Annotated in this window: 26 protein-coding genes; 7 read left to right on the forward strand and 19 right to left on the reverse strand. The window is 45.4% G+C overall.

The features are described 5' to 3' along the window. Positions 1–34: 34 nt before the first annotated feature. The 5 genes from glpE to ftsY form a co-directional block, all read right to left on the reverse strand. Positions 35–355: a thiosulfate sulfurtransferase GlpE gene (gene glpE / locus OC193_RS15020; protein WP_048658877.1), complete on the reverse strand. Its 321-nt coding sequence runs from the start codon at positions 353–355 to the stop codon at positions 35–37. A 428-nt stretch (positions 356–783) separates the two neighbouring features. Then, on the reverse strand, positions 784–1,641 hold the full coding sequence (rpoH, locus tag OC193_RS15025) for an RNA polymerase sigma factor RpoH (protein ID WP_017055518.1): 858 nt from the start codon (positions 1,639–1,641) through the stop codon (positions 784–786). A gap of 177 nt (positions 1,642–1,818) precedes the next feature. After that, complete coding sequence (gene ftsX, locus OC193_RS15030; RefSeq protein ID WP_017061038.1) at positions 1,819–2,787, reverse strand: permease-like cell division protein FtsX; 969 nt, start codon at positions 2,785–2,787, stop codon at positions 1,819–1,821. Further along, a complete protein-coding gene (gene ftsE, locus OC193_RS15035; protein ID WP_004736585.1) occupies positions 2,774–3,451 on the reverse strand; it encodes a cell division ATP-binding protein FtsE in 678 nt (225 codons plus the stop codon). The genes ftsX and ftsE overlap by 14 nt, the downstream gene beginning before the upstream one ends. Before the next feature lie 78 nt (positions 3,452–3,529). Then, on the reverse strand, positions 3,530–4,786 hold the full coding sequence (gene ftsY, locus OC193_RS15040) for a signal recognition particle-docking protein FtsY (protein WP_048662877.1): 1,257 nt from the start codon (positions 4,784–4,786) through the stop codon (positions 3,530–3,532). Between the two features lie 230 nt (positions 4,787–5,016). Between ftsY and rsmD the strand changes: the two genes are divergently transcribed. Together rsmD and OC193_RS15050 are read left to right on the forward strand one after the other, a co-directional pair. Next, complete coding sequence (gene rsmD / locus OC193_RS15045; RefSeq protein ID WP_048658879.1) at positions 5,017–5,619, forward strand: 16S rRNA (guanine(966)-N(2))-methyltransferase RsmD; 603 nt, start codon at positions 5,017–5,019, stop codon at positions 5,617–5,619. A 10-nt stretch (positions 5,620–5,629) separates the two neighbouring features. Further along, positions 5,630–5,896 (forward strand): DUF1145 domain-containing protein, encoded by a 267-nt coding sequence (locus OC193_RS15050; RefSeq protein WP_016784000.1) that lies wholly within the window; start codon positions 5,630–5,632, stop codon positions 5,894–5,896. A gap of 117 nt (positions 5,897–6,013) precedes the next feature. On the opposite strand, the gene OC193_RS15055 is transcribed toward OC193_RS15050, so the two are convergent. The 4 genes from OC193_RS15055 to OC193_RS15070 all read right to left on the reverse strand — a co-directional run bounded on the left by OC193_RS15055 (position 6,014) and on the right by OC193_RS15070 (position 9,121). Next, the gene (locus tag OC193_RS15055; RefSeq protein WP_048658880.1) at positions 6,014–6,598 is read right to left on the reverse strand and encodes a YhgN family NAAT transporter; all 585 of its coding nucleotides are present in this window, start codon (positions 6,596–6,598) and stop codon (positions 6,014–6,016) included. A gap of 274 nt (positions 6,599–6,872) precedes the next feature. Continuing rightward, a complete protein-coding gene (locus OC193_RS15060; protein ID WP_017061034.1) occupies positions 6,873–7,109 on the reverse strand; it encodes a YecH family metal-binding protein in 237 nt (78 codons plus the stop codon). 90 nt (positions 7,110–7,199) lie between these two features. Further along, complete coding sequence (locus tag OC193_RS15065) at positions 7,200–7,820, reverse strand: lysoplasmalogenase (protein WP_048658881.1); 621 nt, start codon at positions 7,818–7,820, stop codon at positions 7,200–7,202. A 926-nt stretch (positions 7,821–8,746) separates the two neighbouring features. Beyond that, the gene (locus OC193_RS15070) at positions 8,747–9,121 is read right to left on the reverse strand and encodes a hypothetical protein (RefSeq protein WP_004736595.1); all 375 of its coding nucleotides are present in this window, start codon (positions 9,119–9,121) and stop codon (positions 8,747–8,749) included. Positions 9,122–9,365: 244 nt separating this feature from the next. On the opposite strand from OC193_RS15070, the gene OC193_RS15075 reads away from it, so the two are divergent. After that, entirely contained in the window at positions 9,366–9,695 is a 330-nt protein-coding gene (locus tag OC193_RS15075) for a DUF2500 domain-containing protein (RefSeq protein ID WP_017061032.1), read from the forward strand. A 72-nt stretch (positions 9,696–9,767) separates the two neighbouring features. Here OC193_RS15075 and OC193_RS15080 read toward each other — a convergent pair whose 3' ends face one another. The 7 genes from OC193_RS15080 to rhtB form a co-directional block, all read right to left on the reverse strand. Further along, positions 9,768–10,781: an acyltransferase gene (locus tag OC193_RS15080; protein ID WP_048662876.1), complete on the reverse strand. Its 1,014-nt coding sequence runs from the start codon at positions 10,779–10,781 to the stop codon at positions 9,768–9,770. A 153-nt stretch (positions 10,782–10,934) separates the two neighbouring features. After that, positions 10,935–12,155 (reverse strand): organoarsenical effux MFS transporter ArsJ, encoded by a 1,221-nt coding sequence (arsJ, locus tag OC193_RS15085; RefSeq protein ID WP_048662875.1) that lies wholly within the window; start codon positions 12,153–12,155, stop codon positions 10,935–10,937. 96 nt (positions 12,156–12,251) lie between these two features. Beyond that, positions 12,252–12,743, reverse strand: a complete 492-nt coding sequence (locus OC193_RS15090; protein ID WP_048658884.1) for a cyclin-dependent kinase inhibitor 3 family protein — start codon at positions 12,741–12,743, stop codon at positions 12,252–12,254. Positions 12,744–12,761: 18 nt separating this feature from the next. Further along, on the reverse strand, positions 12,762–13,766 hold the full coding sequence (locus tag OC193_RS15095; RefSeq protein ID WP_048662874.1) for an ArsJ-associated glyceraldehyde-3-phosphate dehydrogenase: 1,005 nt from the start codon (positions 13,764–13,766) through the stop codon (positions 12,762–12,764). A 41-nt stretch (positions 13,767–13,807) separates the two neighbouring features. Continuing rightward, the gene (locus OC193_RS15100; RefSeq protein WP_048658886.1) at positions 13,808–14,149 is read right to left on the reverse strand and encodes an ArsR/SmtB family transcription factor; all 342 of its coding nucleotides are present in this window, start codon (positions 14,147–14,149) and stop codon (positions 13,808–13,810) included. A gap of 99 nt (positions 14,150–14,248) precedes the next feature. Beyond that, positions 14,249–15,469 (reverse strand): EAL and HDOD domain-containing protein, encoded by a 1,221-nt coding sequence (locus tag OC193_RS15105; RefSeq protein ID WP_048662873.1) that lies wholly within the window; start codon positions 15,467–15,469, stop codon positions 14,249–14,251. A 45-nt stretch (positions 15,470–15,514) separates the two neighbouring features. Then, a complete protein-coding gene (rhtB, locus tag OC193_RS15110; protein WP_048662872.1) occupies positions 15,515–16,132 on the reverse strand; it encodes a homoserine/homoserine lactone efflux protein in 618 nt (205 codons plus the stop codon). An 81-nt stretch (positions 16,133–16,213) separates the two neighbouring features. On the opposite strand from rhtB, the gene OC193_RS15115 reads away from it, so the two are divergent. Together OC193_RS15115 and OC193_RS15120 are read left to right on the forward strand one after the other, a co-directional pair. Then, a complete protein-coding gene (locus OC193_RS15115; protein WP_048662871.1) occupies positions 16,214–17,194 on the forward strand; it encodes an alpha/beta fold hydrolase in 981 nt (326 codons plus the stop codon). A gap of 190 nt (positions 17,195–17,384) precedes the next feature. Then, positions 17,385–18,212 carry a Cof-type HAD-IIB family hydrolase gene (locus tag OC193_RS15120; RefSeq protein ID WP_048662870.1) on the forward strand — a complete coding sequence of 276 codons (828 nt, stop codon included), beginning with the start codon at positions 17,385–17,387 and terminating at the stop codon, positions 18,210–18,212. A gap of 73 nt (positions 18,213–18,285) precedes the next feature. Here the strand turns inward: OC193_RS15120 and OC193_RS15125 are convergent, their stop codons facing one another. Further along, positions 18,286–18,753, reverse strand: coding sequence for an EVE domain-containing protein (locus OC193_RS15125; protein ID WP_048662869.1), 468 nt, complete (start codon positions 18,751–18,753; stop codon positions 18,286–18,288). A 39-nt stretch (positions 18,754–18,792) separates the two neighbouring features. On the opposite strand from OC193_RS15125, the gene OC193_RS15130 reads away from it, so the two are divergent. Together OC193_RS15130 and OC193_RS15135 are read left to right on the forward strand one after the other, a co-directional pair. Beyond that, positions 18,793–20,337, forward strand: coding sequence for a COG3650 family protein (locus tag OC193_RS15130; RefSeq protein WP_048662868.1), 1,545 nt, complete (start codon positions 18,793–18,795; stop codon positions 20,335–20,337). 2 nt (positions 20,338–20,339) lie between these two features. Further along, positions 20,340–20,936, forward strand: coding sequence for a tRNA-uridine aminocarboxypropyltransferase (locus tag OC193_RS15135; protein ID WP_048662867.1), 597 nt, complete (start codon positions 20,340–20,342; stop codon positions 20,934–20,936). A 145-nt stretch (positions 20,937–21,081) separates the two neighbouring features. Here OC193_RS15135 and OC193_RS15140 read toward each other — a convergent pair whose 3' ends face one another. Both OC193_RS15140 and OC193_RS15145 read right to left on the reverse strand, forming a co-directional pair. Continuing rightward, entirely contained in the window at positions 21,082–23,562 is a 2,481-nt protein-coding gene (locus OC193_RS15140) for a bifunctional diguanylate cyclase/phosphodiesterase (RefSeq protein WP_048662866.1), read from the reverse strand. A gap of 192 nt (positions 23,563–23,754) precedes the next feature. Then, complete coding sequence (locus OC193_RS15145) at positions 23,755–26,253, reverse strand: bifunctional diguanylate cyclase/phosphodiesterase (RefSeq protein WP_048662865.1); 2,499 nt, start codon at positions 26,251–26,253, stop codon at positions 23,755–23,757.

The following is a 26,253-nucleotide window of genomic DNA, read 5'->3' on the forward strand; positions in this document are numbered from 1 at the left end:
ATACTATGAGAGATGCTTGGAGCGATAAAGGTAATTAACCAGCAATCACAGGAAGTTCAGCACGGTGCCAAGCTTCGAAACCGCCATCTACACTATATACCTCTTCAAAGCCTTGGTTCACTAAATATTGCGCTGCACCTTGGCTGCTAATACCGTGGTAACACATCACCAAGATAGGTTGTTCGAACTCAACCTCATCCATGAACGACACCATCGTATCGTTAGTCAGGTGGTAGGCTGTTTGTGAGTGGGCAACCGCAAAAGACTGCGGGTCACGTATATCGACAAGTCGAGCGTTGCCTTGTTCAATGAGGGCTTGAGCGCCTTTAACATCGATATGTTTAAACTGGTCCATGACTTTCTCTTTTATACTGATTTACTTTGCTGCCATTGTAACCTATCCCAAGGCTAACATTCACATCCACTTAATAAGGTTATCCACCAGCGATCACTTTTACACCATTTGTGGATAAATCTGTGAATTGCGTGAATAAAGTGCCTTTTTAAAAATAGATCCACAACATGTAGTAAGGATCCTGATCTAACTGTGGGTTAACTGAAAAATATCCCCACTCGAAAAACCCCGTCAAAGCCTTACTACACCCTGCTTTTAGACAGCTGACGAATAAACTTCTCACAGAGTTATCCACAAAATCATTTTGCAAATTTCGATCGCAAAAGTTGAGAAATCGATCCAAAATAAAAAGGCCGAGATCTCTCGATCTCGGCCTTTTCAAAATTCAGTTATTTGCTAGCTCTGAAGCTAATAGAAACTAGATGCTATTAGAAGTCGCCAACGGCTTGCTTCAATTTCTTCATCGCATTCTTTTCTAACTGGCGAACACGCTCTGCAGAAATGCTGTAGGTATCCGCTAAGTCTTGCAGGGTTGCTTTGTTGTCGTCTAACCAACGTGAGCGAACAATGTGTTGGCTACGCTCGTCTAAGCTTGCTAGTGCGAGTCCTAGGCGATTATTGGTGTGTGACTCCCAGTTAGCCGCTTCTACCGTTTCAGCAACGTCTGATGCTTTGTCTTCTAGGTAGTAAACTGGAGCTGTGTAAGCAGAACCGCCGTCGTCATCGTCCATGGGCGCTTCAAACGTCGCGTCTTGTGCCGCTAAGCGAGATTCCATTTCACGAACTTCAGAAGGCTCAACGCCCAGTTCACGAGCAACTGTCTCAACTTCACCGTTATTAAACCAACCTAAACGCTTTTTAGACTTACGAAGATTAAAGAACAGTTTACGCTGTGCCTTAGTTGTCGCAATTTTAACGATGCGCCAGTTACGCAGAACGTATTCATGGATTTCAGCTTTGATCCAGTGAACTGCGAAAGAAACCAATCGAACACCAACTTCTGGATTGAAGCGCTTAACAGCCTTCATCAAGCCGATGTTACCTTCTTGGACGAGATCAGCCATTGGCAGCCCGTAGCCAGAGTAGCCTCTTGCGACATGCACCACGAATCGTAGGTGGGAAAGGATCAAGCCTTTCGCAGCATCGATCTCACCTTTGTAATGTAATCGCTCTGCAAGTCCACGTTCCTCTTCAGGTGTCAGCATTGGGTAGCTGTTCGCTGAGCGGATATAGCTATCTAAACTATCTTGTGTGACTAAAGCCATTTGATACGCTTGGTTTGCCATTCGGTTCCTCATCAATCTCTGATCTGGAGTAATACATCTATTAAAACCCGACAATCTTGAACCTAAAATGAACAGGTTTCAAGGAGGGGGAAGTAATTATGCATAATCAATTCGTCTATACAAGGCAAAAACTGGTTAAGAAGTGCCTATTTTTCGTCTAAATATGACTCTATTCACCTAAACTGGTTCAATTTCTTTTAGGTGACGCTGTGCAGAAAGCTTCGCAGCCACACTACCAAGCAGAGTTCCGACGATCAAAAGCAGTAAAGATTCATCCCAGCTCAGGCCAATTAAGCGGAAGTGGCTGTCATACAACTGAGCCAAGTCATCCACTGCACTGTTCAGTAATACGGTAATTAATGCCGTCATTACCCAAGCGCTAATCGAACCTAATACGCCAAACCACATCCCAGCATAAAGGTATGGTCGAAGAATGTAGCTGTCGGTCGCACCAATCAGCTTCATGGTTTGAATCTCTTCTTTATGCGCCAACACATTAAATCGTAGTGTATTGCCGATAATCAGAAATACCGCGCCCAACATCAATACCGTTAAGGTAATCACGATGACAGCCGCGAGTGCTTTGATCGCATCTAATCGAGCTAACCAATCTTCGTCTAGACGAACATCGGTTACTAATTCTTGTTGTTTAACTGTGCCTGCCAGTTCTTTAATTAAGGTATCGCTGTGTACGCTTGGCGTAATCACCAGCACACCTGGCAGTGAATAATCATCTAGGATAGTTAGGGCGTCTTCAAAACCAGAATACTGGCTGAGGTCTGCAAGCCCTTGCTGCGGAGATATGTACTCCACCAGCTCAACTTGATCCCAACTTTCGATTTCATCCTTGAGCACCATTACTCGTGGCTCAGGAATACCATCCTCTACATAAGCACTTATTTGTGACGGGCTAGTGACATCTTGCGCTACTTCACCCACATTTTTACCCAACAGGTACAAACAAGCTGGCATCGCCAACGCCATAGAGATCACCGCAAGGGTCAGCAAGTTGCCTAACGGGCGCTGCCACATTTGCGAGAACGATGACTTGGCTTGTTTCCAGTGAACAACAAAGAAGCCGTCGCTTGAAGCGCGGTTTGCTGCTCGATTAGATTGAGGTTTTTTGATGCGCTTATTCGCGGCCATAGTCTTCAACCTCACTCAAAAATCCTTGGTTTAATTCAAGATGGCGGTACTGAGGGCGAGTGTTCACTAACCCGATATCGTGCGTCGCTAGGATGATCGTCACACCTGCGCGGTTGAACTCTTCAAATAATCGCAACACACGGTTAGATAATTCAGGGTCTAGGTTACCCGTCGGCTCATCCGCAAGCAGTAGGGTTGGACGGTTCACCACAGCCCGAGCAATGCCCACACGTTGCTGTTCACCACCAGAAAGCTGGCTTGGCAAACAACGGGCTTTATCTAATAGGCCTGTCTTATCCAACGCAGCACTGACTCGGCGTTTTATTTCGTTTTCAGAAATAGATTCAATACGCATAGGCAGAGCGACGTTATCGAAAATCGAACGGTCCATCAGCAGGCGATGGTCTTGAAAAACAATCCCAATATTACGGCGTAAGAAAGGGATGTCTTTGGCTGGGATACGAGTGATATCGTGATCGTTGAACCAGACACGTCCATCGGTTGGACGCTCTATCGCGCAGATCAACTTCAGCAAGGTACTTTTACCAGCCCCAGAGTGCCCACCCAAAAAAGCCATCTCTCCACGTTTCAGGTGAAAGTCCACTTTTTGGAGCGCTTGTCTTCCACCTCGGTAGGCTTTACTCACTTGCTGAAATTTGATCACCGAAAATTCCTCTTACGATCACTAATATCAAATTTAAAAACGGTAGCAGATTAAGGATAAACCACTTTGCTACTCGCGTTACTCTTCGCGGCTAAATAGTGCTTCAATGAAGTCTTTAGATTCAAATGGGCGCAGGTCATCAATACCTTCACCCACACCAATGTAGCGGATTGGAATCTGGAACTGGTCAGCAATTGAGAAAATTACGCCACCTTTCGCCGTACCATCTAACTTAGTCAGTGTAATACCGGTTACTGGAGCCACTTCACTGAATAGTTTCGCTTGGCTGATAGCATTCTGCCCCGTACCGGCATCGAGCGTTAGCATGATTTCGTGTGGTGCAGAGTCATCAATCTTCTTCATTACACGAACAATCTTACGCAGCTCTTCCATCAAGTTGCTCTTGTTCTGCAAACGACCCGCTGTATCGGCAATCACAACATCAACGCCACGTGCTTTCGCTGCTTCAATCGCATCGTAGATAACAGACGCACTGTCCGCACCTGTGTGCTGAGCGATAACCGGCACATCATTACGCTGACCCCAAACCTGAAGCTGTTCAACGGCTGCAGCACGGAAGGTATCACCCGCCGCTAGCATCACTTTCTTGCCTTCATTTTGGAATTGTTTTGCCAGTTTACCGATCGTGGTTGTCTTACCTACACCGTTCACACCAACCATTAAGATAACGTAAGGTGTTTTAGTGGTATCAACAACCAGTGGCTGTTCTACTTGGCTTAAGATGTCTGCCATCTCTTCTTTGAGCAGACCATAAAGCGCTTCACCGTCTTTTAGGTCATTGCGAGATGCTTTTTCTGTCAGGTTTTCAATGATCTTAACCGTGGTATTCATACCCACATCAGCGATCAGAAGTTGCTCTTCTAGCTCTTCAAACAGATCTTCATCGATTTGCTTGCCTTTGAACAGACCGAAGAAACCGGCGCCGATGTTTGCTTTAGTGCGGCTTAGGCTGCGCTTAAGGCGAGCAAAGAAGCTTTCTGTTGGCTTCTCTTGTACTTCTTCAACCTTAGCTTGAGGAACAACCACTTCTTCCTGTTCTGCTTCTGCTTCTGCTTCTGCTTCTGCTTCTGCTTCTGCTTCTGCTTCTGCTGCGACAGGTTGCTGTTCTTGTTGAGTTTCTTCAAGCGCTTGCTCAGATGCAGTTGGCTTAGCGACTTCAGCTTCAGGCGCGACCTGTTCAGCCTCAACTTGTGATTCAACTTCAGTTTGATCTTCAACGCTTTCTACGTTCGCTTCATTCTGAGTTTTTGGGCTTTGTTCTTCTTCACCAAAACCAAGCCACGATAATAATCCGCGCTTCTTTTTTTCCGTCATCAGAGGAGTTTCCTAGATCTACTAATTAGCTGTATTGACTTAATACACGTCGACTCTTTGCTATTGTTATACAATACAAGCTTGTACAAACGAATAGTAAAGAAAAATGACAAAGCAGTGATAAGTTTGCTTTTAGCTTGATACACTTTGTCATTGCAAATTTATTTAATACACGAACCCACTTAAATTGGGCTCGGTATAGTATCACTTTATTAGCGGTCAAAAAATCTATGGTAAGACGTCGCCAGCAAAACACATCACAAAAAAAGCCATCCGGAGGCTTTGTTCGAATTATTAGTGGCTCATGGAGAGGTAGAAAACTGCCCGTCCATGATTTAGAAGGATTACGCCCAACCATTGACCGAGTAAAAGAGACACTCTTTAACTGGGTGGCTCAAGATATCCCACATTCAACTTGCTTGGATGTATTTGCCGGTTCTGGCGGTTTAGGTTTTGAAGCAGCTTCTCGCCAAGCAAAAATGGTGACGCTGCTCGAAATGAACCAAAAGGCTGCTAAACAACTTTCTGATAACGCGAAAGAGCTCAAAGCAGACAACATCAATGTTGTAAATACTGACGCTATCTCTTTCCTTAAGAAGCCAGGCACCCCTTACGATATGGTTTTCCTTGATCCACCATTTCGTAAAGGCTTATTGGCAGAAACAGTACAACTGCTTGAGAGTAACGGTTGGCTTGCAGACGATGCCATCATTTACGTCGAGACAGAGAAAGAGCTGAAACTCGAAGCTATGCCAGAGAACTGGGAATTGCATCGCGATAAGACTACCGGACAGTCAAGTTACCGACTGTTCAATCGAATCACTGAAGAATAGGAGTTATTGAATGAAGTTCTTGCTTCCACTAGCAAAAGCAGCCATCGCCTTTGTTTGGTTTATCTTAATCGTAAATATTTTCTACCCGTTCCCGGGTAATGCGGCGATTGCGCTTTATATCATGACAGCGTTCTTGTTCTTCATGCACGGCCTGCAGATGCTGATTTTTATCGGTGCTTTCGGCGACAAGATCGAAATGTCACGTTGGGAGAAGTGGTCAATATTGATTTTCGGTGTCTTTGCCCTACTCGATATCCGACGCAAGCACATGATGTAATCAAGCTTAAGCTCAGATATAAAACGCTTAGCTACAGAAAACATCATGACAGAAACAGTAGAGACAAAAACGCCGCTCATTTGAGCGGCGTTTTTTTATTCAGCGATGATACTGATGTTAACCCATGTAGCCTTTCACACCATCTAGGAACATTTGCGTCGACAGCATAACCAGCAACAAGCCCATCAAGCGTTCGATGGCTTTAAGGCCTCTCTCACCCAACACTCGCAGGAAGAAGCCATTAAACATCAGAATGAAGAAGGTAGCGCCCCAAGCCAACATCACCGCGGCTGAAAGCTCTAACATGTTGTCAGGGTGCTGTGTCGACAACAGAATTAATGCCGCAATCACTGAAGGGCCAGCAATCATTGGGATCGCCATCGGCACAATAAACGGTTCTTCACCCGCCGCGAGGCCAGTAATACTACCCGCACTTGGGAAAATCATCTTAATCGCGATGATGAACAGAATAATACCGCCAGAGATACTCAAGGTTTCAGGCTGCACATGCAGGAAGTTCATAATGCTTTGACCAGCAAACAAGAACAACAGCAGGATAATCAGCGCAAACATCAGTTCACGAACAAGAACAATACGACGACGCTTCGGATCAATATGCTTAAGGATAGAGAGCACGATTGGCAGGTTGCCAAGCGGATCCATAATAAGAAACAGCATGGTTGCTGCAGATAAAATTTCCATAAGTTTGTCTCGAAAAGCGTAAGTGCGCGGAGTATAGCAGCCTCAACATTGATTTTCGAACGCAGTAATAAAAGGATTAACTTATGTAATTAGAAGATGGTTTTTCGAGAGCAACTAGAAAGGTAGAAAGGCACAAAGGAGAAAAGTAAAAAGTAAAAAGTAAAAAGTAAAAAGTAAAAAGTAAAAAGTTAATTTAAAGAGTGGAACCGAAAACATAGCATCCACTCTTCTTATATATAAAAGCCAAAAGGCTCTGAAACCAAGTCACTGGGAATTAGTGGTTACACACACGTTCGCGATTAGTGCAAAGCTTGTCATCAATAACTACGACCTTTTCCATCTTCAGGAAAAACTTCAGCAATCCATCTAAATCCAGGCCGTTCAGCTTACAGGTATGGAAACGAGCTTCTGCGCCATAAGTTTGAGCAAGCTCTTGCGTCAACTCTTCACGAGTCAGTGGCTTTTCACTCAGTAGGTTTAAAACGTTGTGTGCATGAATTTCGGTAGTCATAACTCTATCTCATGTTTAATGAAGTAGACGTAGATTACCTACTTTCATCTTAGCTGCCTTGATGTAGCTCAGAGTTAAGCTAGCTCTACCCTAAATGGTAAGGGAAGCAACAATGAGAGCATGAGCCAGAAAGTAACTGCCCGTCACCCAAAAGTAGGCACCCTTAATGGGGCTACGATAGAAGTTTAGCGCGTATGCTAATGCAGAAAGCAGCAACACGGCACAACCAGCAAAACCCACCGCATGCGACAGTTGAGGATCAAGCAACCAGAGCTCACCAGAAGCCCATGCAAGCTGAATAAGCACGATACCCATGATAACCACAGGAAAGACGAGTTTGTCTAAGCGAGGCAGAAGTAAGAAGAAAGCAACGACACAAGCCGCTAACAGGAGTGCGAACAACCACCAGACCATTTCTCCTGATAGCTGTAACCAAAATGCTTTGCTGTAACAGAGCTGAGCCAGCAAGAAGCAAACAAAATGCAGAGGACGTTTTTGAGTCACAGTATGCAAGACATCTGCGATCGCAGAAACCGCCAACCCAGCAACGACCCAATAGGTAAAATCAGCAACGACAGATTGAGTTAAAGCAATGGTCGCTAATAATACAAAGGTAAAAACCTTATACGATAAGGCCTGACCGATATGTCCATGCTTCGTTCCTGCTATTGCTCCGATACCAGACAAGGAAACCGCCAACCAACTCCACATACCATTTGCCCTATTGCTTTAAATCGTCGCCAGTCTAGGCACACGAGTGTTGATGTAAAGCCTCAGCCCCTCAAAATTGGATCTTGATTACGCTTCCACTAAAAAGAGTCTCTTTAGATTGAAGTCGTAACAATTACCACAGTGACAATGACTATTCGTTTAAAACTAGAGCGAATCATCATAAAACCTATTCAAACTGACATTAGAGCCGCCATACTTGAATTTTGGTCAATTCTAACCTATTGGTTCCATAAAAACCGGCCAAATCCCGGCAAAAACCACACTTAAAAAATTAAAATAAATACATTTAAAACAAACAATAACAATAACTTAAAAAACAAACTCAAGCTTAATAGGAAAATAAAAACTCCGACCAACCCTAGACTTGTAAAGTAGCCAGTTTTCTTTTTTAGAGCCCAGTTTTGTCAGGTTATTTCAAGCCCCCGGTAAAAATCGCCACAAAAACCAAGTCGAAAACTTAAAAAATCAACCAAAACAAACCTAACCACCGCCAACCCTCATTAATACAGTTTAACAACCTTTAACAATATAAATTACACAAAACAACCATTATAAAACAATAGGTTAAATTAAATTAGAACAAACATAAATCACAACGAACAAAATAAGAGCACACCATAAAACACAGTTAAATACACTCAAACAAGCAAAAAACTCATAGTTTTCTACTACTTTTAAAGCTTTCGAAAGTAATTCTTGATCTAAAGCCATAAGTAGTGCTATTCTTTAAAACATAGCGAGAGACAACCAAATTTAGGAGTAGTGTTATGATTTCATCTTCGCAAAGACAAGGACTTGTAATGATCGCGGTAGTTGTAGGTCTAATGACACTACCGATGATGTACTAAGCAAGTTACAGATAAAAAAAGGGACGCCATGAGCGTCCCTTTTTTTGTTCAATTTTTTCATTTCGAAAACAGATGCAGTGTTAGCACATCCCAGTTCGCATAATAGAAACCTGCGGCAGCCAAAGTCATTGCCATCATTAGTAAGATCGCAACTCGCCAAATAAAACGACCACTACGTGGAGTCAGCTCCTTCTCACAGTCGTTACACATCATGATGAACTTATGTTGGTCTTCCAACTTAGCCTCATGTTCATTGACTACCTTGTTACGACACGTTGCGATATAACGCAGCTTGCTCACCATATCGTGCGGTAGCCTTTCTTCACAGCTTGTTACAAGCTCATGCAATCCTTCGCCTTCGGCATGATATTGAAGCCTCAATAATTTCTCTATATTGCGAGTTCTTGTCACCACTTTTTCAATATCGGTCATCTTGGCCCTCCCACTCCACACTATAATTCTAGTCGAGCATTTCCCTATTCTTATACAAAATCACTGTTATTTACGAGAGAAAGAGACAATAAATAACAATGCTTTATCCCAAACTGGCCATTAAATGTGATGTCCGCCGAAAAATAATCAGCTTGGCTTACAACAGTTCACGAATAACGGCTTTAAACACATATCCCTATTGCCTGAAAGACTAGAATAACCATCACGACTACATGGAGGTTATATGCCTAATTCACTCTTTTTTGCCATTTTTGCACTCGCTGCTCTAGCGGCTTGGGTATTTATTGGTTTCTATCGAAAACACTCGCAAGGTGAAAATGCGCCAGAGAAGAAAGTGAATGTCACTGTGTTAGACAAACAATCCATCGACCTTCCTGACGCAGAACCTGGCCAAGAAGATCAAGAGTACTGGATTTACGTTCAACGTGGTGTGGTTGGTCCGAAACGCGAATTCCAAGTCGGAATCCACTATTTCCACGCCCTTAACCCCGGCGACAAAGGAACCTTAACCTACCAAGGCGATAAGTTCTTACACTTTGCGTTGAAACGCTAGTCGTAAGCCGCTTCAACGATTCATCAAAAACCGACCATCAGCGATAATAACTAATGGCCTTAGTATTAACGACTAAGGCAATAACCAACGCGTTTTCTCAGACTTAGATACCATCCAGCTCATCCAAAGCGCACCTGCGCCACTGATCACAATCCATAATGGGATAACCCACGCAGGGTGTCCCTGGTACCAACCAAACTCTTTCATTGGCCACAAGAAGATAGGATGCAGCAGGTAGATACCTAAACTGTGCTTACTGATAAAGCCAACCACTTGGTTACTTTTCTCAGATAATCCTTCTCCATAATAACGACACAGCATAAACACCATGCTCGCTGCTAATACCGTATTCAACGTCTTGTAAGATAACCAGCGCCCCACCGTGTACTCTTCTGCTACCAAGCTTGCATCAACTACCATGTAAACCGTGGTTAGTAACGCTAACCCACCCAGTAACACACTCACGCCGACTGTCACCTTGTTAAGTGGCACAATCTTATACAGCAAGTATCCCAATGGTAAGTAACCGGTGTACAGCCACAATTCGTGGCTCCAAGGGCCGTCGATTTTCAGTAAGAACAGTAATGTTGTGAGCAGCCATACCGCCGTAAAGGCATAGACCGATCTATCACCGTACTTTCTGACCATGATCTGCAAGAACGGAATCACAAAGTAGAGCGGGATAAAGTAATAGAAGAAACCGAGGTGGTAATAGGTGTAATGATGGTAGCTATTGAGCAACACGTCCCAACTGACGTCGGCATCAAAGCCCATCGCAGACCAACCAGATAGGTAGGTATAGAAAAGCGACCAAACGATGAAAGGTATCAATACTTTGCCTAGACGTCGCTTGAGGTAGTACTTAGCGTCAAACGGGCGCTGATCGCTTAACATCAAAGCACCCGTTATCAATATAAAGACAGGCACCGCCCAGCGGCTGAAGCCATTTACGGTGATTGCTGTTAACCATTCGCCGAAAGGAATGGTTCCTAGTTCGTTGCGATAAGGCGCCAAAACATGAATCGCGATAACCGCTACGGCCGCGACACATCGTGCTAAATCAAAAAAAAGAATTCGCTGCTTCATGTAAATGCCTGATTAATATTCAATCATTCTACTATAGCAATAAAAAAGCTGACCGGAATAAATACCAAGTCAGCTTATTGTTAAAGGAGAAGCATATCGCGAATTAATCTTATACGAATGAGCAGTTGCAACTTTCGCCCTTACGAATGAGGCCTATGCGGCAGATGTTTGCGGCACCTTAGGTAAACGCAAAGAAATCACCGTTGTGATTGCTAAGAACGCGAACGATACCCACAAACACGCAGACAAGCCGCCCATTTGGAATACTAAGCCTGACAAGATTGTGCCAATCAAGCGACCCATTGCATTCGCCATGTAGTAGAAACCAACATCAAGCGATACCCCGTCGCCTTTCGCATAACTCACAATCAGGTATGAGTGAAGGGACGAGTTCACCGCGAAGATGGCACCAAACACCATCAAACCCCCCACGATAACTAGCTCTGGTTGCCAACCAATCTGTACCGCATAAGCAATGGCAGCGGTCACGATAGCCAGAGCACCCGCCCATAATAACGCTGCATGACCGTCTGGAACTTTGCCTTGCGCCTTACCCGTAATCTTCGGCGCTATGCCTTGTACAAAGCCATAAGCGATAGTCCAAGCCGCTAAGAAACCGCCAACCCATGAGTGATCCCAACCAAACACGCTGCCGAGATAAATTGGCAAAGCAATCACAAACCACACATCACGAGCACCAAACAAGAACATGCGAGCTGCAGATAGGATGTTGATGGATTCAGATTTAGAGAAGATCTGTTTGAACTTAGGCTTGGTTTTCGCTTTACCCATGTCCGCTTCTAAGCTCAGCACACTGCCAATGAAGACCAAAGTCAGCACAGCTGCCATCGCAAGCACTGCATATTGGAAGCCAATCGTTGAAAGCAGTAAACCGCCAATAAAGAAGCCTGCACCTTTCAGGGCATTCTTAGAGCCTGTCAGAATTGCAATCCACTTATACAGCGCGCCTTGCTGTTCATCCGGCACTAAGGTCTTAATTGAGCTCTTGGCGCTCATCTTATTGAGGTCTTTAGCGATACCAGACAAGGCCTGCGCCGCCATTACCCAAGGAATAGTCAACATCGCCGTTGGCACCGCGAGCATACCCAAGGCGACAACTTGCATCCCCAAACCAATGTTCATGGTCTTATTGAGGCCAAGACGTGCGCCCAACCAACCACCGATTAGGTTCGTCACCACACCAAAGAATTCATAGAAAAGGAACAGCGAGGCGATCTCTAACGAACTGTAGCCAAGGTCGTAAAAATACAAAACCACCAGCATACGAAGTGCACCATCAGTAATGGTGAAGTTCCAGTAGTTGAAGGTCACCAACATGTATTGGCGAACGCTCTTACTTAGATTTGAAAACATAATGCTATCTCTGCAACCAAAACAAAAAGAGCTTTTGGATCATGATAAGTTCAACACTCCAGATACCAAAAGCTCCCTGTCTAACACTGATGACTATTAGCTATTCGCTACGCCATTAATGTACTCAACCTGGATAGATTTAGTGAAGGCACCTGGACGCAGTGCCTGAACTTCTTGAACGATCTTATCGAGGTCCCAGCCTTTTTCTAAAAGCAGATGAGCTGCGAATAAACCTGTACGGCCAGAACCGCCCATGCAGTGCATCGCTACCTTACCGCCATTATCCACAACTTGATGTAGCTCTGGGCTTGCTGCTTGCCACTTCTGCGCAAAGTCAGCACCCGGTGCACAATCATCTTCGATTTCAATTTGGAACCATTGCATGCCTAGTGCTTGTGCTTTCTCGCCTAGCTCAGAAACATTCTTGCTCGCCAGTTCTTCACTGTCTAAAGCCGTCACAATTGCTTCTGCGCCTTGCGCTTTAAGTTGAGCTAGAGATGCATCTAGGTCTGCGTCTTTAGTGCCTGGGCATGGAGTCAGGATAAGTGCACCTTTCTCAAGGTCTAGTTGCCACGTTGGATGTGTCATTGTGTCTTCCCCAGATTCTTATTTAGAAAGGCCGACAGTACGAACTAACTCAGCCGTACGTGTCGCGTAACCCATTTCGTTATCGTACCAAGCGTAGATCTTAACCATGCGCTTACCCACTAACATAGTTGATAGTGCATCTACGATGGTTGAGCGTTGGTCGCCTTTGTAATCGATAGAAACCAACGGACGCTCTTCAAAGCCAAGAATACCTTTCAGTTCGTTCTCAGACGCTTCTTTTAGCATCGCGTTAACTTCTTCTGCTGTTGTGTCTTGCTTCACTTCGAAGATGATGTCAGTCAGAGAAGCGTTCGCTAGTGGTACACGAACCGCGTGGCCGTTAATACGGTTTTCAAGCTCAGGGAAGATCTCAACGATCGCTTTAGCACTGCCCGTTGTTGTAGGAATAAGGCTCATGCCACATGCACGTGCACGACGTAAGTCTTTGTGGGGCGCATCAAGAATAGTTTGCGTGTTGGTTAGATCGTGAATCGTGGTGAAAGAGGCATTCTCGATACCCAGCTTCTCGTTGATCACTTTAACCACAGGTGCGATACAGTTTGTTGTACAAGACGCTGCCGTTACGATTTTGTGTACTGCTGGGTCAAAGATGTTGTCGTTCACACCAACAACGATGTTTGCGATGCCTTCTTCTTTCACTGGCGCCGATACCACAACACGCTTCACGCCCTGCTCTAGGTATTTGTTTAGGAAAGATGTCTTACGGTGAACACCTGTCGCTTCGATAACCACATCACAGCCAGACCAATCGATCGCATCGATGTCGCGCTCTTGTGTGGTCTTGATGCGCTGGCCATTAATGATCATCTCATCGCCTTCTGCATTTACTTCGTGGTGAAAGCGACCTTGAACTGAATCGAACTCTAGAAGATGTGCTAACGTTGCGGTATCGCCCGCTACATCATTAATTTGTACAAACTCTAGCTCTGCCCAGTCGAATGCTGCGCGAAGTGCTAGACGGCCAATACGACCAAAACCATTAATACCTACTTTAACTGTCATCGTATGCTCTCTCAGCTAGTGGTGAATCTAAAAATATTCAATTAAACGCAACATTGAGGGCGTGAAGTCATTGCTTCTAAGCGCTCAATGTCTTGTTGGTATTCAGTTTTCAAACAGTTCGATGCGATAAGGTCATCAATTAACTTTAGCATCCAACCCGGTAAATCTTGTGACAGGCGGTAAAACACCCACTGCCCTTGGCGAACGTCAGTCAAAATACCGTTTGAGCGCAACTGCGCAAGGTGGCGTGAAACCTTTGGCTGACTTTCTTGTAATGCCTGTGTCAACTCACCAACAGAGAGGCACTCTTGGCGCACAATCATCATTAAGCAACGCACTCGCGTTTCATCAGACAGTAATTTAAAAAATTGGTGAGGAAGCATAAGTACATACTCATATATGGATATGCGTATATCTTAGTTATAAAAAAACGCACGTCAAGGCGTGCGTTTCAATTGTCATAAAAGTTTAACGAATAAACATCAGAGCTTGTTGGTCACGGTATGACTCCAACGGCGAGCTTCAGTAAGCTCCGTTTTGACCTGATCCACGCTTAACCCTAAATCAGCGCAGTGCTCATCAATCTGTTGCCAATCGGCATGTTCAAAGCTCTCTTCAAGCGCGAGTAAGGTACCGTATGGTCCTTCTCTACGAAGCAGAGCCACCTTGATACTTTTACACAAAGGCAGTTGCTCAACTAAATTCTCTAACGATAGGTCGAGCAATGCATCCAGCAACGAGAACAAACCAATCATAAAGGCTTGTTCAGTGTGCCCTTCAAACGCTTGGTAACGAGACATGCGCTGACAAAATTGCGCCCGCTGTAAAGACAAGCCATACAACTCTTTCGGCTTTTTATCAGAGACATAAGACGCCACCGCCAGCGAAACAAACATTTTCAGCTTCTCTTGCCCCAAGTAAACCAAGGCTTGACGAAATGACGAGATGGTCACCTCAAGACGAGGCGACATAGTGTTCACAAAACGCAGTAGCTTATAAGACAAAGCGACATCCTTTGCGACGATGCTCTCGACACGCTGAAAGTCGACATCCGGCTTGCACACTTCTTGGAACAGCTCCATGGCAATCACTTGTTCAGGGCTGATGTACTTGGTCTTGATGATTTCCGGTTTGCTAAAGAAGTAGCCTTGGAAGAACTTAAAACCCGCCTCTTTCGCTTGCTGGAATTCTTGTTCGTTTTCGACTCGTTCAGCAAGAAAGCTAAATTTCTTCCCTTGATGCGCCCTAACCAAATTACACGCCTCATCTAAGCCCATCTGCATGATATCGAGCTTAACAATATGCGTATATCTGAGGAAACGTTCCCATTCTGGAGTCGAAGTAAAATCATCTAGGGCGATCATGTAGCCCGCTTGGTAGAGCTCTTTAACGGCTTCTAATAACTCGTCGGTCGGCTGGCAGGTTTCAAGGATCTCAACCACCACCTTGTCTTTCGGCAAGCTCAGTGGCAGCCGACGAATCAGGCTTTGATACGGGAAGTTAATAAAGCAGCGTGAAGAAGGGATCGAAGGGTTCAGCCCGACCGACAAGAAATTCTCAACAATCAGACGATACGTTGCTCGATTAGACTCTATATGCGCTGGATAGGCATTCCTTTCTCCGTCACGAAACAGCAGCTCATAACCAAGCGTGTTTTTGTTTCGGTTTAAGATAGGTTGTCGAGCAACGTAGGTAGCGGTCATTTCTTGATAACTCTAATTGGTTGAACTATAACTCTATTGCTTTCACTAGGCTTTAGCGGCAGCCAGCAATGCGCCGCAGCCCATGAACATACCACCAAAGATTTTATTTATCTTACCCATTATGCGATCTGAACGAATAAAACGTCCCATTTGTGACGCTAATGAGGTGTAACCCAACATAACAACGCTATCAATGAATACCGTCGTCACACCTAGCACTAATAACTGTGGTGCTTGCGGTTGTGTTGGATCGATAAATTGAGGGAACAGAGCCACCAAAAACACGATAGATTTAGGATTGGTAAGGTTAATCAGCACCGCATTTCTTAGCAGCTTGCCACTCGATAACGTTGAGCTTTCTTCAGAAGCCATTAAGCTAGAGTTGTCGCGCCACTTTTGGATACCCAACCAAAGAAGATACACCACCCCCACCCATTTGATGATGGTGAACGCCAATGCAGATTGAGCGACTAATGCACCAATACCCGCTCCCACCAGCATGATGTGAAATGCAAGGCCAAGCTGTAAGCCTGCGATCGACGCGAGTGACTTCTTAGTGCCATAACTTAGCCCATTACTGATTGAGTTAACGGTACCTGAGCCCGGAGCCAAACTGAACAAAATCGCCGTGACGACATAAGCAAGCCAAACATGAGTATCCATTTGCATTTCCTTACTAGTTCTTTAATCTAACAACATTAGTAGCGATAAAGCTCTCACATGCACCAGTTCAGGTAATTTCCCATGGAAAACCACAGCGCCGCCCCGTTTTCGTACACGCAAGAACCTCAATTCGAGCAAGCGATTAAACACCCGATCCCCACCCTTTGGCAACAACGAAAAGATGGGTATGTAACATCATCCGGTAAAAAGAGGCTGTACTGGTGTAGCCTTACTTCAGAGGCGCATACCAAGGCGATTGTTATTTCAAATGGCCGCATCGAGTGCTGCCAAAAATACCAAGAACTCTTTTATGATTTCTATCAACAAGGCTATGACGTTTATTCATTTGACCACCAAGGTCAAGGCCAGTCTGAACGTATGGTAACAGACTCTGACATCGGTCACATTCATGAGTTTGATGATTATGCATCTGACATGTCTGACGTCATTGCCAGTTTTGATCTCAGTAAGTATTCCAATCGCTATCTGCTCGCGCATTCAATGGGCAGTACCATCGCGACTCGCTACCTACAAACTCATCCAGACCACCCGTTTGATAAGGTCACTCTGTGTGCGCCGATGTTTGGCATCAACACTGAATGGTACCTAAAACCTATCGCGATGATTGTTGGACAAGTGCTTACCGCATATCACGCCAAGCCAGTTTACGCGCCGGGGCAGCAAGCGTATTACTCAAAGCCTTTCGAAAACAACTTACTGAGCCACAGCAAGGTTCGTTACCAGTGGTTCCGTCGCTTATATGACGAGTCACCCTCTTTGCAGGTGGGTGGGCCAAGCACGCGCTGGGTATGGCAAGGATTAATGGCAGCCAAGCAAGCGATTCAACAAACTCGCCAAATCAAAATCCCTCTACTATTGATTCAAGCTGGAGAAGAGAAGATTGTCAGTAACGATGCTCAAGTGAAGTTCATCAACAAGCTGAAGAAAACCAACTCGGATTGCCAATTTAAGGTCATCGAAGGTTCTAGACATGAGGTGTTGTTTGAGAAAGATGAGTATCGCAATCCAACATTGGGTGCTATTACTCAGTTTTTTGCTTAGCGTTAGCATGACAACAAGAAAAGTAACGGACAGAAGAGATAGTCGCTAAAGAGGAAGAGAAGTAAGTGAGCTTTGCCCTCTTTTCTTGCATGAATTTGGCATACAATTTCTACCTAGAGATATTGTAGTTAAAACGATTCTAGCGTTGGCTAGCGTCAATATTGATTCAGCATTTTGCAATGAGGGTTAAATGAGTATTCCTGCACTTAAAGATTCCGTGAAAATTGTCGCTTCTGATTTAGATGGTACGCTTTTGGCTCCCAACCATCAGCTAAGCGACTTTACCAAGTTGACGCTAAAGAAATTACACGACCAAGGTTATACCTTCATCTTCGCTACGGGTCGTCACCACGTCGATGTGGCGGGTATTCGTCAGATCGCAGGCATTCCGGCGTACATGATCACATCAAACGGTGCACGTGTGCATGACCAGAACGATCAATTGATGTATAGCCAGAACGTACCTCAGGAACTCGTTCAGCCTGTTATTGATATCGTTCGCCAAGATCCAAACCTCTTTATTCACATGTACCAGAATGAAGATTGGCTACTAGACCGTGAAGATGAAATGCTAGCTAAGTTCCACAGTGAATCTGGCTTTAGTTACAAACGCTTTGAAGCTGACAACGCACCAAGCGAAGGCATCGCGAAAGTCTTCTTCACACACCCAGATCAGGATCACGAATATCTCGTCACGTTTGAACAAAAGCTAAGAGATGCTTTTGGCGACAAACTGAACATCGCCTTCTCTACACCTTGGTGCTTAGAAGTGATGGCTGCTGAAGTATCTAAAGGCCACGCCTTAGACGCTGTTGCGAAATCATTGAACCTGACACTGGATAACTGTGTTGCCTTTGGTGATGGTATGAACGACGCTGAAATGCTGGCTATGGCGGGTAAAGGCCTAATCATGGGCACATCACATGAAAAAGTGATGAAAGCTCTGCCAGACAATGAAGTGATTGGCAGCAACGCAGATGATGCCGTTGCTCACTACTTAGAAAAGTACCTACTCTAAGCGGTCCCAATAAAACATAAAGGCAGCCAATGGCTGCCTTTTTTGAACCTTACGCTAAAAGCTCTCTCTAACGCTATCGAGAACCGAGTACTTCTTTACTTAAGATGCTCTGCCACTCCTGCGCTGTAACAGGCATGATGGACAAGCGATTACCGCGCTTCACCAATGGCATTTCTGATAGCTCTGGCATTGCTTTCAATGTTGCTAAGGGAATCAAACGCTCAGTCACTCGTACAAACTCGACATCAACCATTATCCAACGTGGGTTATCGGGTGAAGACTTAGGATCGTAGTAATCACTCTCAGGATCGAATTGAAAGTGGTCTGGGTAGGCTTCTCTGGTTACTTTAGCGATCCCCGCTACGCCAACTTTTTTACATGATGAGTGGTATATCATCACCAGATCGCCAAGCTTGACGTCATCACGCATCATGTTTCGAGCCTGATAGTTGCGTACACCCTCCCAACAAGAGGTTTTTTGTACTCTAAGAGTCTGAATAGAAAAGGTGTCAGGTTCTGTTTTAAATAACCAATATGCCATAATAAATCCAATTAACGGTTGCTCCGAGGAAGATATAACATGAAGGTAATGAAAAACCCAGTGACATGGTTAGTCGCATTCGCGCTACAAGGTTGTGTAACGGCGCCAGATACGCAGCAACAACCTGAAGTTCCACCAGCAACCTTGGACGAGCCATTGAGCATTCAACCGCAAACCTTCATCATGCGTGGTCAGGTTGTGGTTGGCCATGAGAGCCGAACCTTTACCCCTTGCGGTAGCCAGCAACAATACTGGTTAGACTTATCGCCAGAGCTAGCACTCGAGGCTCAAGGCTTAGCGACCAGACCTTATCAAGCCTTGTATGGTGAGCTCATCGGTCACCTAACGGTACCAAGCCAAACTGGATACAATGCCGACTTCACCGCACGCTTCGTGGTTGACCAAGTCAATATCCTCACTGCAGAGAACCCTGATCGTTGTGGCCAACCTTTGCGCTCTACTCGTGTGTTCGGTAATGAACCATTCTGGTCAGCGACTTTTGATAAAGACCAGCTGAAATACACCAAGATGGGCGAACAGCCACAGATCCTCAGCATTGAATCCAGCCGCACCACTCCAAGCACTCGTGACTACCAACTAGAAGGTCAATCAGCGCAAGGCGAACTCAACCTGATCAAAGAAAGCTGTAGCGACGGCATGAGCGACTCTATCTATGGCTGGGAAGCCAAGCTCAACCTCAACGACAGCAGCTACAATGGCTGTGCAACGCTCTCTAACCAAGATCCAACGCTGAACTGGAGCGGACTCTACTTCGCTAGCTCAACGCAAAACTCAGGGTTCTCTATCAATCTTGAACTCAACGATGACCACAGTGCTATCACGACTTATTCATACAGCAATGGAGACCCTTCTATTGTTGAGCAGGGCTTCTGGCAGCAACTGAACCAAAATCAGGTACAAGTGGTGATGACTCGCCATCAGCAACAGTATTTGATCTCCGAGCGCATCTTCACGCTTGATAACGGCAAGCTGGTCGCTGAAAAAGAGAAAGTGGGCAACGTTGTCTATCCGATTGCCAATGGCGGTCTGGTACTGTTCGAAGCTAAGAGTGCGCAAGCGCAAGTAAACACCAAAGCTAACGTTGATCTGACCGCGAAGCAGGTGAACTCCAGTGATCAACTTGCTCCAAAAGTCGACCAAGCGATCCGCGAGTATTTTAAGATCAACAACAGCTCACCTGACGATACCAAGTACCGCTGGTTAACCTACGACCTCAACGGTGACGGCAAAGAAGAGCTGTTCGCCCAACTCGATTGGTGTGGTTCTGGTGGCTGTACACTGCTGATTTTCGAAAACCATCAAGATAACTGGCGCTTCAATAGCCGAGTGACACTGGTTAAGGGCGACATACGCTTAGGTAAATCGCAAAACCACGGCTGGCAGGATCTGATCTTCAATGTCAGTGGCGGCGGTACTACACCTGCAAAACACACCCTGTCATACTCAGGTGTCAGCTACCCGCTAAACCCAAGTGTCGCTCCAGTTGCAGATGATGCTGATATCAGCGACGTGGTGTTGTTTGCTGATGGTATCTCACCCGCACAAAGTGGAGTGAAGCTGTAAACATGAGTAACCAACAAGCTTGCCCTGGTTGTGGCTTCACTCACCAATGTATTTGTCACTTGATACCTAGTGTCAAAAGCCAAATCGATCTTGTGCTGCTCACTCATGAGAATGAACTGTCACGCGATACCAACACCGGAAAGCTGCTTCAGCAATCCCTTGAGCAGTGTCAGTCCATTGTATGGCAAAGGAAAACACCACCAGCGGAGCTAATCGCGCTGCTTGAAGATGAAACACGACAACCGTTTCTTTTATTCCCAAGTGATCAAAGTATCGAGTGCCAGCAAGCCGTGATGACCCAAGCCCAGCGTCGTAAGCCGCTATTCATCATCTTGGATGGCACATGGCAAGAAGCGAAGAAGATGCTTAACAAGAGCTCGTGGTTACAAGCTGTACCACAAGTTCACCTCGACATCACCAGCGAATCCTCTTACACCTTGCGCCGAAATCAAGACAGCGGCCACTTGTGTACTTGTGAAGTGGGTATTGAGTTACTCAAATCTTTAGGTGACAGCGAGTCAGCCAAGCTCATTGATGACTACTACCAGCATTATCTAAAAGTCTTCCATGCCGACAAGTGTGGCCACGCCCTCAAATAGACCAAGCAGGCGCGCGCGAGGCAATAAACACATTTCAGGACAAGACCGATACTAAAAACAAAAAGGGTGAGCCATAAGCTCACCCTTTTTACATCGTACTTTAGTTATTGAGCCAACCAGTGTTTCACGTGAAACGCTCGCTCCATCAAAACAAACGCTGAGGTTGACCAAAGTAATAGCCTTGCAGGTAATCGACCCCCATGTCTTCGGCAATACGACACACCTGCTCATTATGAACGAACTCAGCCACCGTCTTAGCATTCAGAATCTGACATAAGCTCACTAACTGCTGAGCGATCTTGCGTTGCTTTTTATCTTTATCAATATTGCGAATCAAACTGCCATCAAGCTTGATCACCTGTGGTTCTAGCTTCAATATCTCATCAATGTTCGAATAGCCCGAACCAAAGTCATCAACAATAATATTCACACCAAGATCGCGGAAGTGGTTACACACCTCGATCAAGCGACCGTAATCCTGAATTTGTTCCGTCTCTAGCACCTCCAAGCCAATACGCTGTGGGTGACTGATTTTCTTGATCGCTTGCTCAAGGTGAAGAATGGTTTTCTCATTGCTGAAATCTTGTGGTGCTAAATTAATTGAGAACGAATCGGTTCGCTGACTCATAAAATCGAAGGTGCGCGTTATCATCTGACGACTGAGGCGTGTATAGAGATGGGTTCCTTCAATGATTGGTAAGAACTTACCCGGTGCAATCAGCTGACCGTCCTCTTCAATTCGAACCAAACACTCGTGGCTCTCTACCTGATGACTGTGTGCTGAGACAATCGGTTGAGAACACGCCACAATATTCTGATTAAGCACAGCGCGACTCACGCACGACAGCCAACCAAGTTGTTCTTGGCGATGCTTCTCCAATTGAATGAGTGCCTTGGCGCTCACTAAGTGTTTGTTTTGGCTGACGGCGCTACGCCGCGCATCAATCGCCTTCAACAATAAGTCATCAATAGAGGTAGTCGGGAAATCTCGACGGCTGGCAATACCCGCACAGATAGACACCGACAAGTAATCAATATCGGGTAAACCGGTCGGCTCAAAATTTACATGCTCGGTTTGATCGGCAAATTCCGAAAATCGCTGATGAATATGTTCTTGGCTCGCCCAGCTATCAAACACCACCGCCCACTCACCAATACCGATACTGTAAAGCTGACAACCCTCATCAAAGAACTGCCACAGCGCCTTTTGAAAGTACTCACTCAAATCATGCAGAAGCTTGTCACCCACTCGATAGCCGTACTTCTCATTGATCTGACCAAAGGTCGTGACCTTCAAAGCTAACAAATGGCTGTCACTGCTCATCTTCGACAGCTTCTCACGCAACACACTTCGATTGGGCAAGCCAGTACGGTGATCAATTCGGTAGCTCGCCGTCAATGCAGTAGCTTGCTGCTGAATCTTACTCGCCATGCTGTTGTTCATGTCATCGACATCAAGCAGTGCATTTCGGATCAATGAAAACAGAGGGGATATGTTAGTCGCGGGTTGTGTCTCTAACGGCAATACCGCCTTACCCTCGCCCTCTCTAAGCGTGAGGTAAGTGAGGCTATGGTGCAAGATTCGCTGTTGGCTATTCTCTTGATAAAGTTCTCCCATGCAGTAAACGCCATAGCTGTCGGCCAATTTTTGAAAAACCTCAACCTCTTGGTTGCCATCGATAAAGTCGATGCGAGAGGTGCAGTTGTAAATAAAGAACTGTTCTGGTCTATGAGAGGCGATCTGTTGCACGCCCAGTCGTATCTGCTCTAAGGTCAGTGATGGATGGTCATAACAAAACCGGACCTCATCGCCCACTTGAAACTGGCCACTGAATTCTATCTCTCCACTTTCCGCTACCTTGAGCGGTAAGTGAATGTTTTGCTCTTTCGGCTCACCGACCATCAACGGAAAGTTATGCAGTTGTTCCAAAGGCACTTCGAGACCATCAGCGAGGTAACGATTATAGAGTTCGCGAACAGGCATGCCATCCAACTCCAGCAACCGGTTATCTTGAGCACCTGTTACTCGGAAAGTCCGGCCAATAGGGTTCCACTCAGTGAAGTAACCCTTTGTGATTGCGAGCTCAACACTGTGCAGCGCAAGCATCACATAGGCATTCTCATAGCAAATGCCGTCTAGCATCACCCAACGTCCATTCTCTGTGATGGTCGATGCACCGCCACAGATCGGTAATGAATATCTCGACTGCTCAAACGCTGAAAATAGATCTCGGTTATTTATCTGCAAGCGGTCTGCGAAACAAATGATGCTTTGAGTATTATTATTGCACTCAAGCTGTTGCCACATAGCGTGGCTATCAGACAATGGTTGTTCGCTATATTCGACAACACCACAGGAGTATGACGTCGTGTCAAAGCGGGTAACAATCAGATAAAGACCTTGGTGCAGGATTACGCCTTGGCTGATGTAGTGGTTAGCACTGCAACCAATCAGTTTGGCATTGGGGAATGTCGATTGAATCACTTGGCAGGCAGCCAAAACAGAACCTTTCTCGAAAGACGAAAACACCTGAATCAGTAGGCTTTCATGTTGATGAAAATCTATCTTTTCCAATTCACGTTGGGTTTGCTCAATGTCTTGTATCAGGAGAGAAGTCGACTGCATATTCACATTAATCGTTACGTTAATGATTTGTTATTGTGCTTATTATAGATAAGGCTTGCACGGAATACTTACAATCATCTTGTGAATAATGTGACCTTAGTTAGACATCACCCATTCCACCAAAAAGTAGTCATTAATGGTGATTGAGCGTTTTCGATGTCAGTCATGATAGGAACTCGTAATCTTTAACAGCTAAAACAGTCGCTTAGGCTCACCGAAGTAGTAACCCTGTAGATAATCGACACCCATTTGCTCTGCTATCTCACAAACCTGTTGGTTGTGGACAAATTCAGCGACCGTTTTGGCATTGAACACTTGGCATAAGCGAACCAACTGAGAGGCGATATTTCTTTGTTTTTGGTCTTTATCGATATTACGAATCAAGCTACCGTCGAGCTTAATGATCTGCGGCTCTAGCTTGATGATTTCATCGATATTGGAGTAACCAGAGCCAAAATCATCAACAATGATTCTCGCCCCGAGTGCACGGAAGTGATCACACACCTCGATCATGCGGCCATAATCTTTAATCTGTTCTGACTCGAGAACCTCTAAACCTAGTCGAGTGGGATCGTTCATGCCACTGATCGCAGCCTCGAGCACCTCAAGCGTCTTGTCGCTCAACAAATCTTGTGGGGATAGATTGATAGAAAATGAGCTCTGCTTATCCGCCATATAGCCAATAGTACTCTTAATCATGTGTCGACTAAGACGCGTGTATAGATGGGTGTCAGCAATGATAGGTAAGAACTTTCCTGGTGGTACAATGGTACCGTCCGACTCCATGATTCTGACCAAACACTCTTGGCCAATCATTTCGTGCGTACCCGATTCCACAATCGGCTGTGAGTAGGTGATGATGTTCTGATCTAAAATCGCACGACTTACACAGCTCAACCAACCGAGTTGCTCTTTGCGGTCTTCTTCGCTCACCTGGATGTCTTTGGCATTGGTGATGTGGGTATTGTTCCGAACCCCATAACGTCGAGCTTCGATCGCTTTCAATAAGATTTCGTCACCGCTGTCGGTTAAGAAATCACAACGACTGGTAAAGCCGCCACACAAAGAAACTGACAGGTAATCAATATCAGCCAAACCATACGGCTCAAAGTTGATGTGTTCGATGTCATCCGCGAACTCAACGAAACCTTCTTTTATTCTCGCACTACCAACACTGGCATTAAAGATAATCGCCCACTCTCCGACACCAATACTGAACAGTTCAACCTTCACGCGAGGCTCTTTCACGACACGAAGCTGCAATCGTTCGATAAAGTGATTAGACAGATCAAGCAGTAACTGGTCACCCACTTGGTAGCCGTATTTTTCGTTAACTTGATGAAAGTTCGTTAGCTTTAACGTGAGTAAGTGTTCACTAAATAAAATCGTATTGAGGCGTTCTTTTAATACGATACGATTCGGCAAGCCAGTGCGTGAGTCAATGCGATAGCTCTCGGTTAAACGACGCGCTTGTTGATGGAGCTTCTTTTCCATCTGAGTATTCATACTGTCGAGATCAGCGACTGCATTTCTGACCAGGTTAAGTAATGGCGACACTGTTGAGCCACACTGAAAGTCTTCACAATGAAACTCTTTGATCTCGTCAGACTCGCGCATAGCAATATAAGTCAGGCTGTGATGCAGTATTTCTTGACGGTCTTCATTACGGTATAGCTCCCCCATACAGTAGGCACCACACGTGTTCACTATCCCTTCAAATGGCTTGAGCTCAAGTTTACTGTCGATAAACTCAAGTCGAGATACACAGTTATAGATGATCACCGATTCAGGCTGATGCATCGCAAGCATCTCGGCACCATGACGTACCTTTTCAGCGGTCAAAGAGGGGTGGTTATAACAAAACTGCGCCTCTTCACCAACATTCCAAGGGCTATCAAACTCGATACTGCCATCATCATTAATACGCAGAGGCGTCGAGATACCCTTCTTTCTGCCAAGCTCTCGATAAAGCGGAAAGCTCATCAGTTGACTAAAAGGAAGGTCTTTGCCATCCGCAAGGTAATGTTTGAATACTTCGATAGCCGGCTTGTCATTCAACGCGTATAAGCGATTTCCGACTGCGTGTGTGACTCGTAGCTTCATCCCAATCGGGTTCCACTCAGAGTACGCGTCCGACCAAACCTTCAATCTTGGGTTAGTCAGAGCCACCGCAACGCAGGCATGCTGGTAGGTTTGCTCGTTATACATAACCCAGCGGCCAAATTCATTCTCATGACACAGTCCACCAGCAATCGGCAATGCGTAAGGCAGGTTTTCAAAAGCGCCATAGATAGGGTAATCACGCCCTTCTACCTGATCACATAGGCTGATAACGGTTTTGGTGTCTTTGGTTAGGCCTAGCTGAGAAGCAAGCGCTTGGCTGTCTTGAGTTGGATTGCCAGTAAACGGCTGAACCGCAGAGGTTAGATGGGTTTCGTTAAACTCACTGATGATGACTAAAGTACATGTACTCTCAAGACAGTTGTCACAGATAACATGACGAGCACTCTGACCGATTAGCGTCGCATTGTTTAAGCGATTGAGGGCAACACTCGCGATTTGACGAGCCAGATCTGAAGATTGAGCTGAGAAGATTTGAATAAGGTACTGTTTGTTGTCACACCATTCTCGCTGATCAAATTGAGCTCTAAATAACGCCTCAGTATTTGCGAGAAATGTAAATGTTTGCAT

Source organism: Vibrio crassostreae, from assembly GCF_024347415.1.
Taxonomy (GTDB): domain Bacteria; phylum Pseudomonadota; class Gammaproteobacteria; order Enterobacterales; family Vibrionaceae; genus Vibrio; species Vibrio crassostreae.

Bases quoted from the DNA above. Each gene is read 5' to 3' on its own strand.
- glpE (WP_048658877.1), bottom strand. From the start codon at position 355: ATGGACCAGTTTAAACATATCGATGTTAAAGGCGCTCAAGCCCTCATT.
- rpoH (WP_017055518.1), bottom strand. From the start codon at position 1,641: ATGGCAAACCAAGCGTATCAAATGGCTTTAGTCACACAAGATAGTTTA.
- ftsX (WP_017061038.1), bottom strand. From the start codon at position 2,787: ATGGCCGCGAATAAGCGCATCAAAAAACCTCAATCTAATCGAGCAGCA.
- ftsY (WP_048662877.1), bottom strand. From the start codon at position 4,786: ATGACGGAAAAAAAGAAGCGCGGATTATTATCGTGGCTTGGTTTTGGT.
- rsmD (WP_048658879.1), top strand. From the start codon at position 5,017: ATGGTAAGACGTCGCCAGCAAAACACATCACAAAAAAAGCCATCCGGA.
- OC193_RS15050 (WP_016784000.1), top strand. From the start codon at position 5,630: ATGAAGTTCTTGCTTCCACTAGCAAAAGCAGCCATCGCCTTTGTTTGG.
- OC193_RS15055 (WP_048658880.1), bottom strand. From the start codon at position 6,598: ATGGAAATTTTATCTGCAGCAACCATGCTGTTTCTTATTATGGATCCG.
- OC193_RS15060 (WP_017061034.1), bottom strand. From the start codon at position 7,109: ATGACTACCGAAATTCATGCACACAACGTTTTAAACCTACTGAGTGAA.
- OC193_RS15065 (WP_048658881.1), bottom strand. From the start codon at position 7,820: ATGTGGAGTTGGTTGGCGGTTTCCTTGTCTGGTATCGGAGCAATAGCA.
- OC193_RS15070 (WP_004736595.1), bottom strand. From the start codon at position 9,121: ATGACCGATATTGAAAAAGTGGTGACAAGAACTCGCAATATAGAGAAA.
- OC193_RS15075 (WP_017061032.1), top strand. From the start codon at position 9,366: ATGCCTAATTCACTCTTTTTTGCCATTTTTGCACTCGCTGCTCTAGCG.
- OC193_RS15080 (WP_048662876.1), bottom strand. From the start codon at position 10,781: ATGAAGCAGCGAATTCTTTTTTTTGATTTAGCACGATGTGTCGCGGCC.
- arsJ (WP_048662875.1), bottom strand. From the start codon at position 12,155: ATGTTTTCAAATCTAAGTAAGAGCGTTCGCCAATACATGTTGGTGACC.
- OC193_RS15090 (WP_048658884.1), bottom strand. From the start codon at position 12,743: ATGACACATCCAACGTGGCAACTAGACCTTGAGAAAGGTGCACTTATC.
- OC193_RS15095 (WP_048662874.1), bottom strand. From the start codon at position 13,766: ATGACAGTTAAAGTAGGTATTAATGGTTTTGGTCGTATTGGCCGTCTA.
- OC193_RS15100 (WP_048658886.1), bottom strand. From the start codon at position 14,149: ATGCTTCCTCACCAATTTTTTAAATTACTGTCTGATGAAACGCGAGTG.
- OC193_RS15105 (WP_048662873.1), bottom strand. From the start codon at position 15,469: ATGACCGCTACCTACGTTGCTCGACAACCTATCTTAAACCGAAACAAA.
- rhtB (WP_048662872.1), bottom strand. From the start codon at position 16,132: ATGGATACTCATGTTTGGCTTGCTTATGTCGTCACGGCGATTTTGTTC.
- OC193_RS15115 (WP_048662871.1), top strand. From the start codon at position 16,214: ATGGAAAACCACAGCGCCGCCCCGTTTTCGTACACGCAAGAACCTCAA.
- OC193_RS15120 (WP_048662870.1), top strand. From the start codon at position 17,385: ATGAGTATTCCTGCACTTAAAGATTCCGTGAAAATTGTCGCTTCTGAT.
- OC193_RS15125 (WP_048662869.1), bottom strand. From the start codon at position 18,753: ATGGCATATTGGTTATTTAAAACAGAACCTGACACCTTTTCTATTCAG.
- OC193_RS15130 (WP_048662868.1), top strand. From the start codon at position 18,793: ATGAAGGTAATGAAAAACCCAGTGACATGGTTAGTCGCATTCGCGCTA.
- OC193_RS15135 (WP_048662867.1), top strand. From the start codon at position 20,340: ATGAGTAACCAACAAGCTTGCCCTGGTTGTGGCTTCACTCACCAATGT.
- OC193_RS15140 (WP_048662866.1), bottom strand. From the start codon at position 23,562: ATGCAGTCGACTTCTCTCCTGATACAAGACATTGAGCAAACCCAACGT.
- OC193_RS15145 (WP_048662865.1), bottom strand. From the start codon at position 26,253: ATGCAAACATTTACATTTCTCGCAAATACTGAGGCGTTATTTAGAGCT.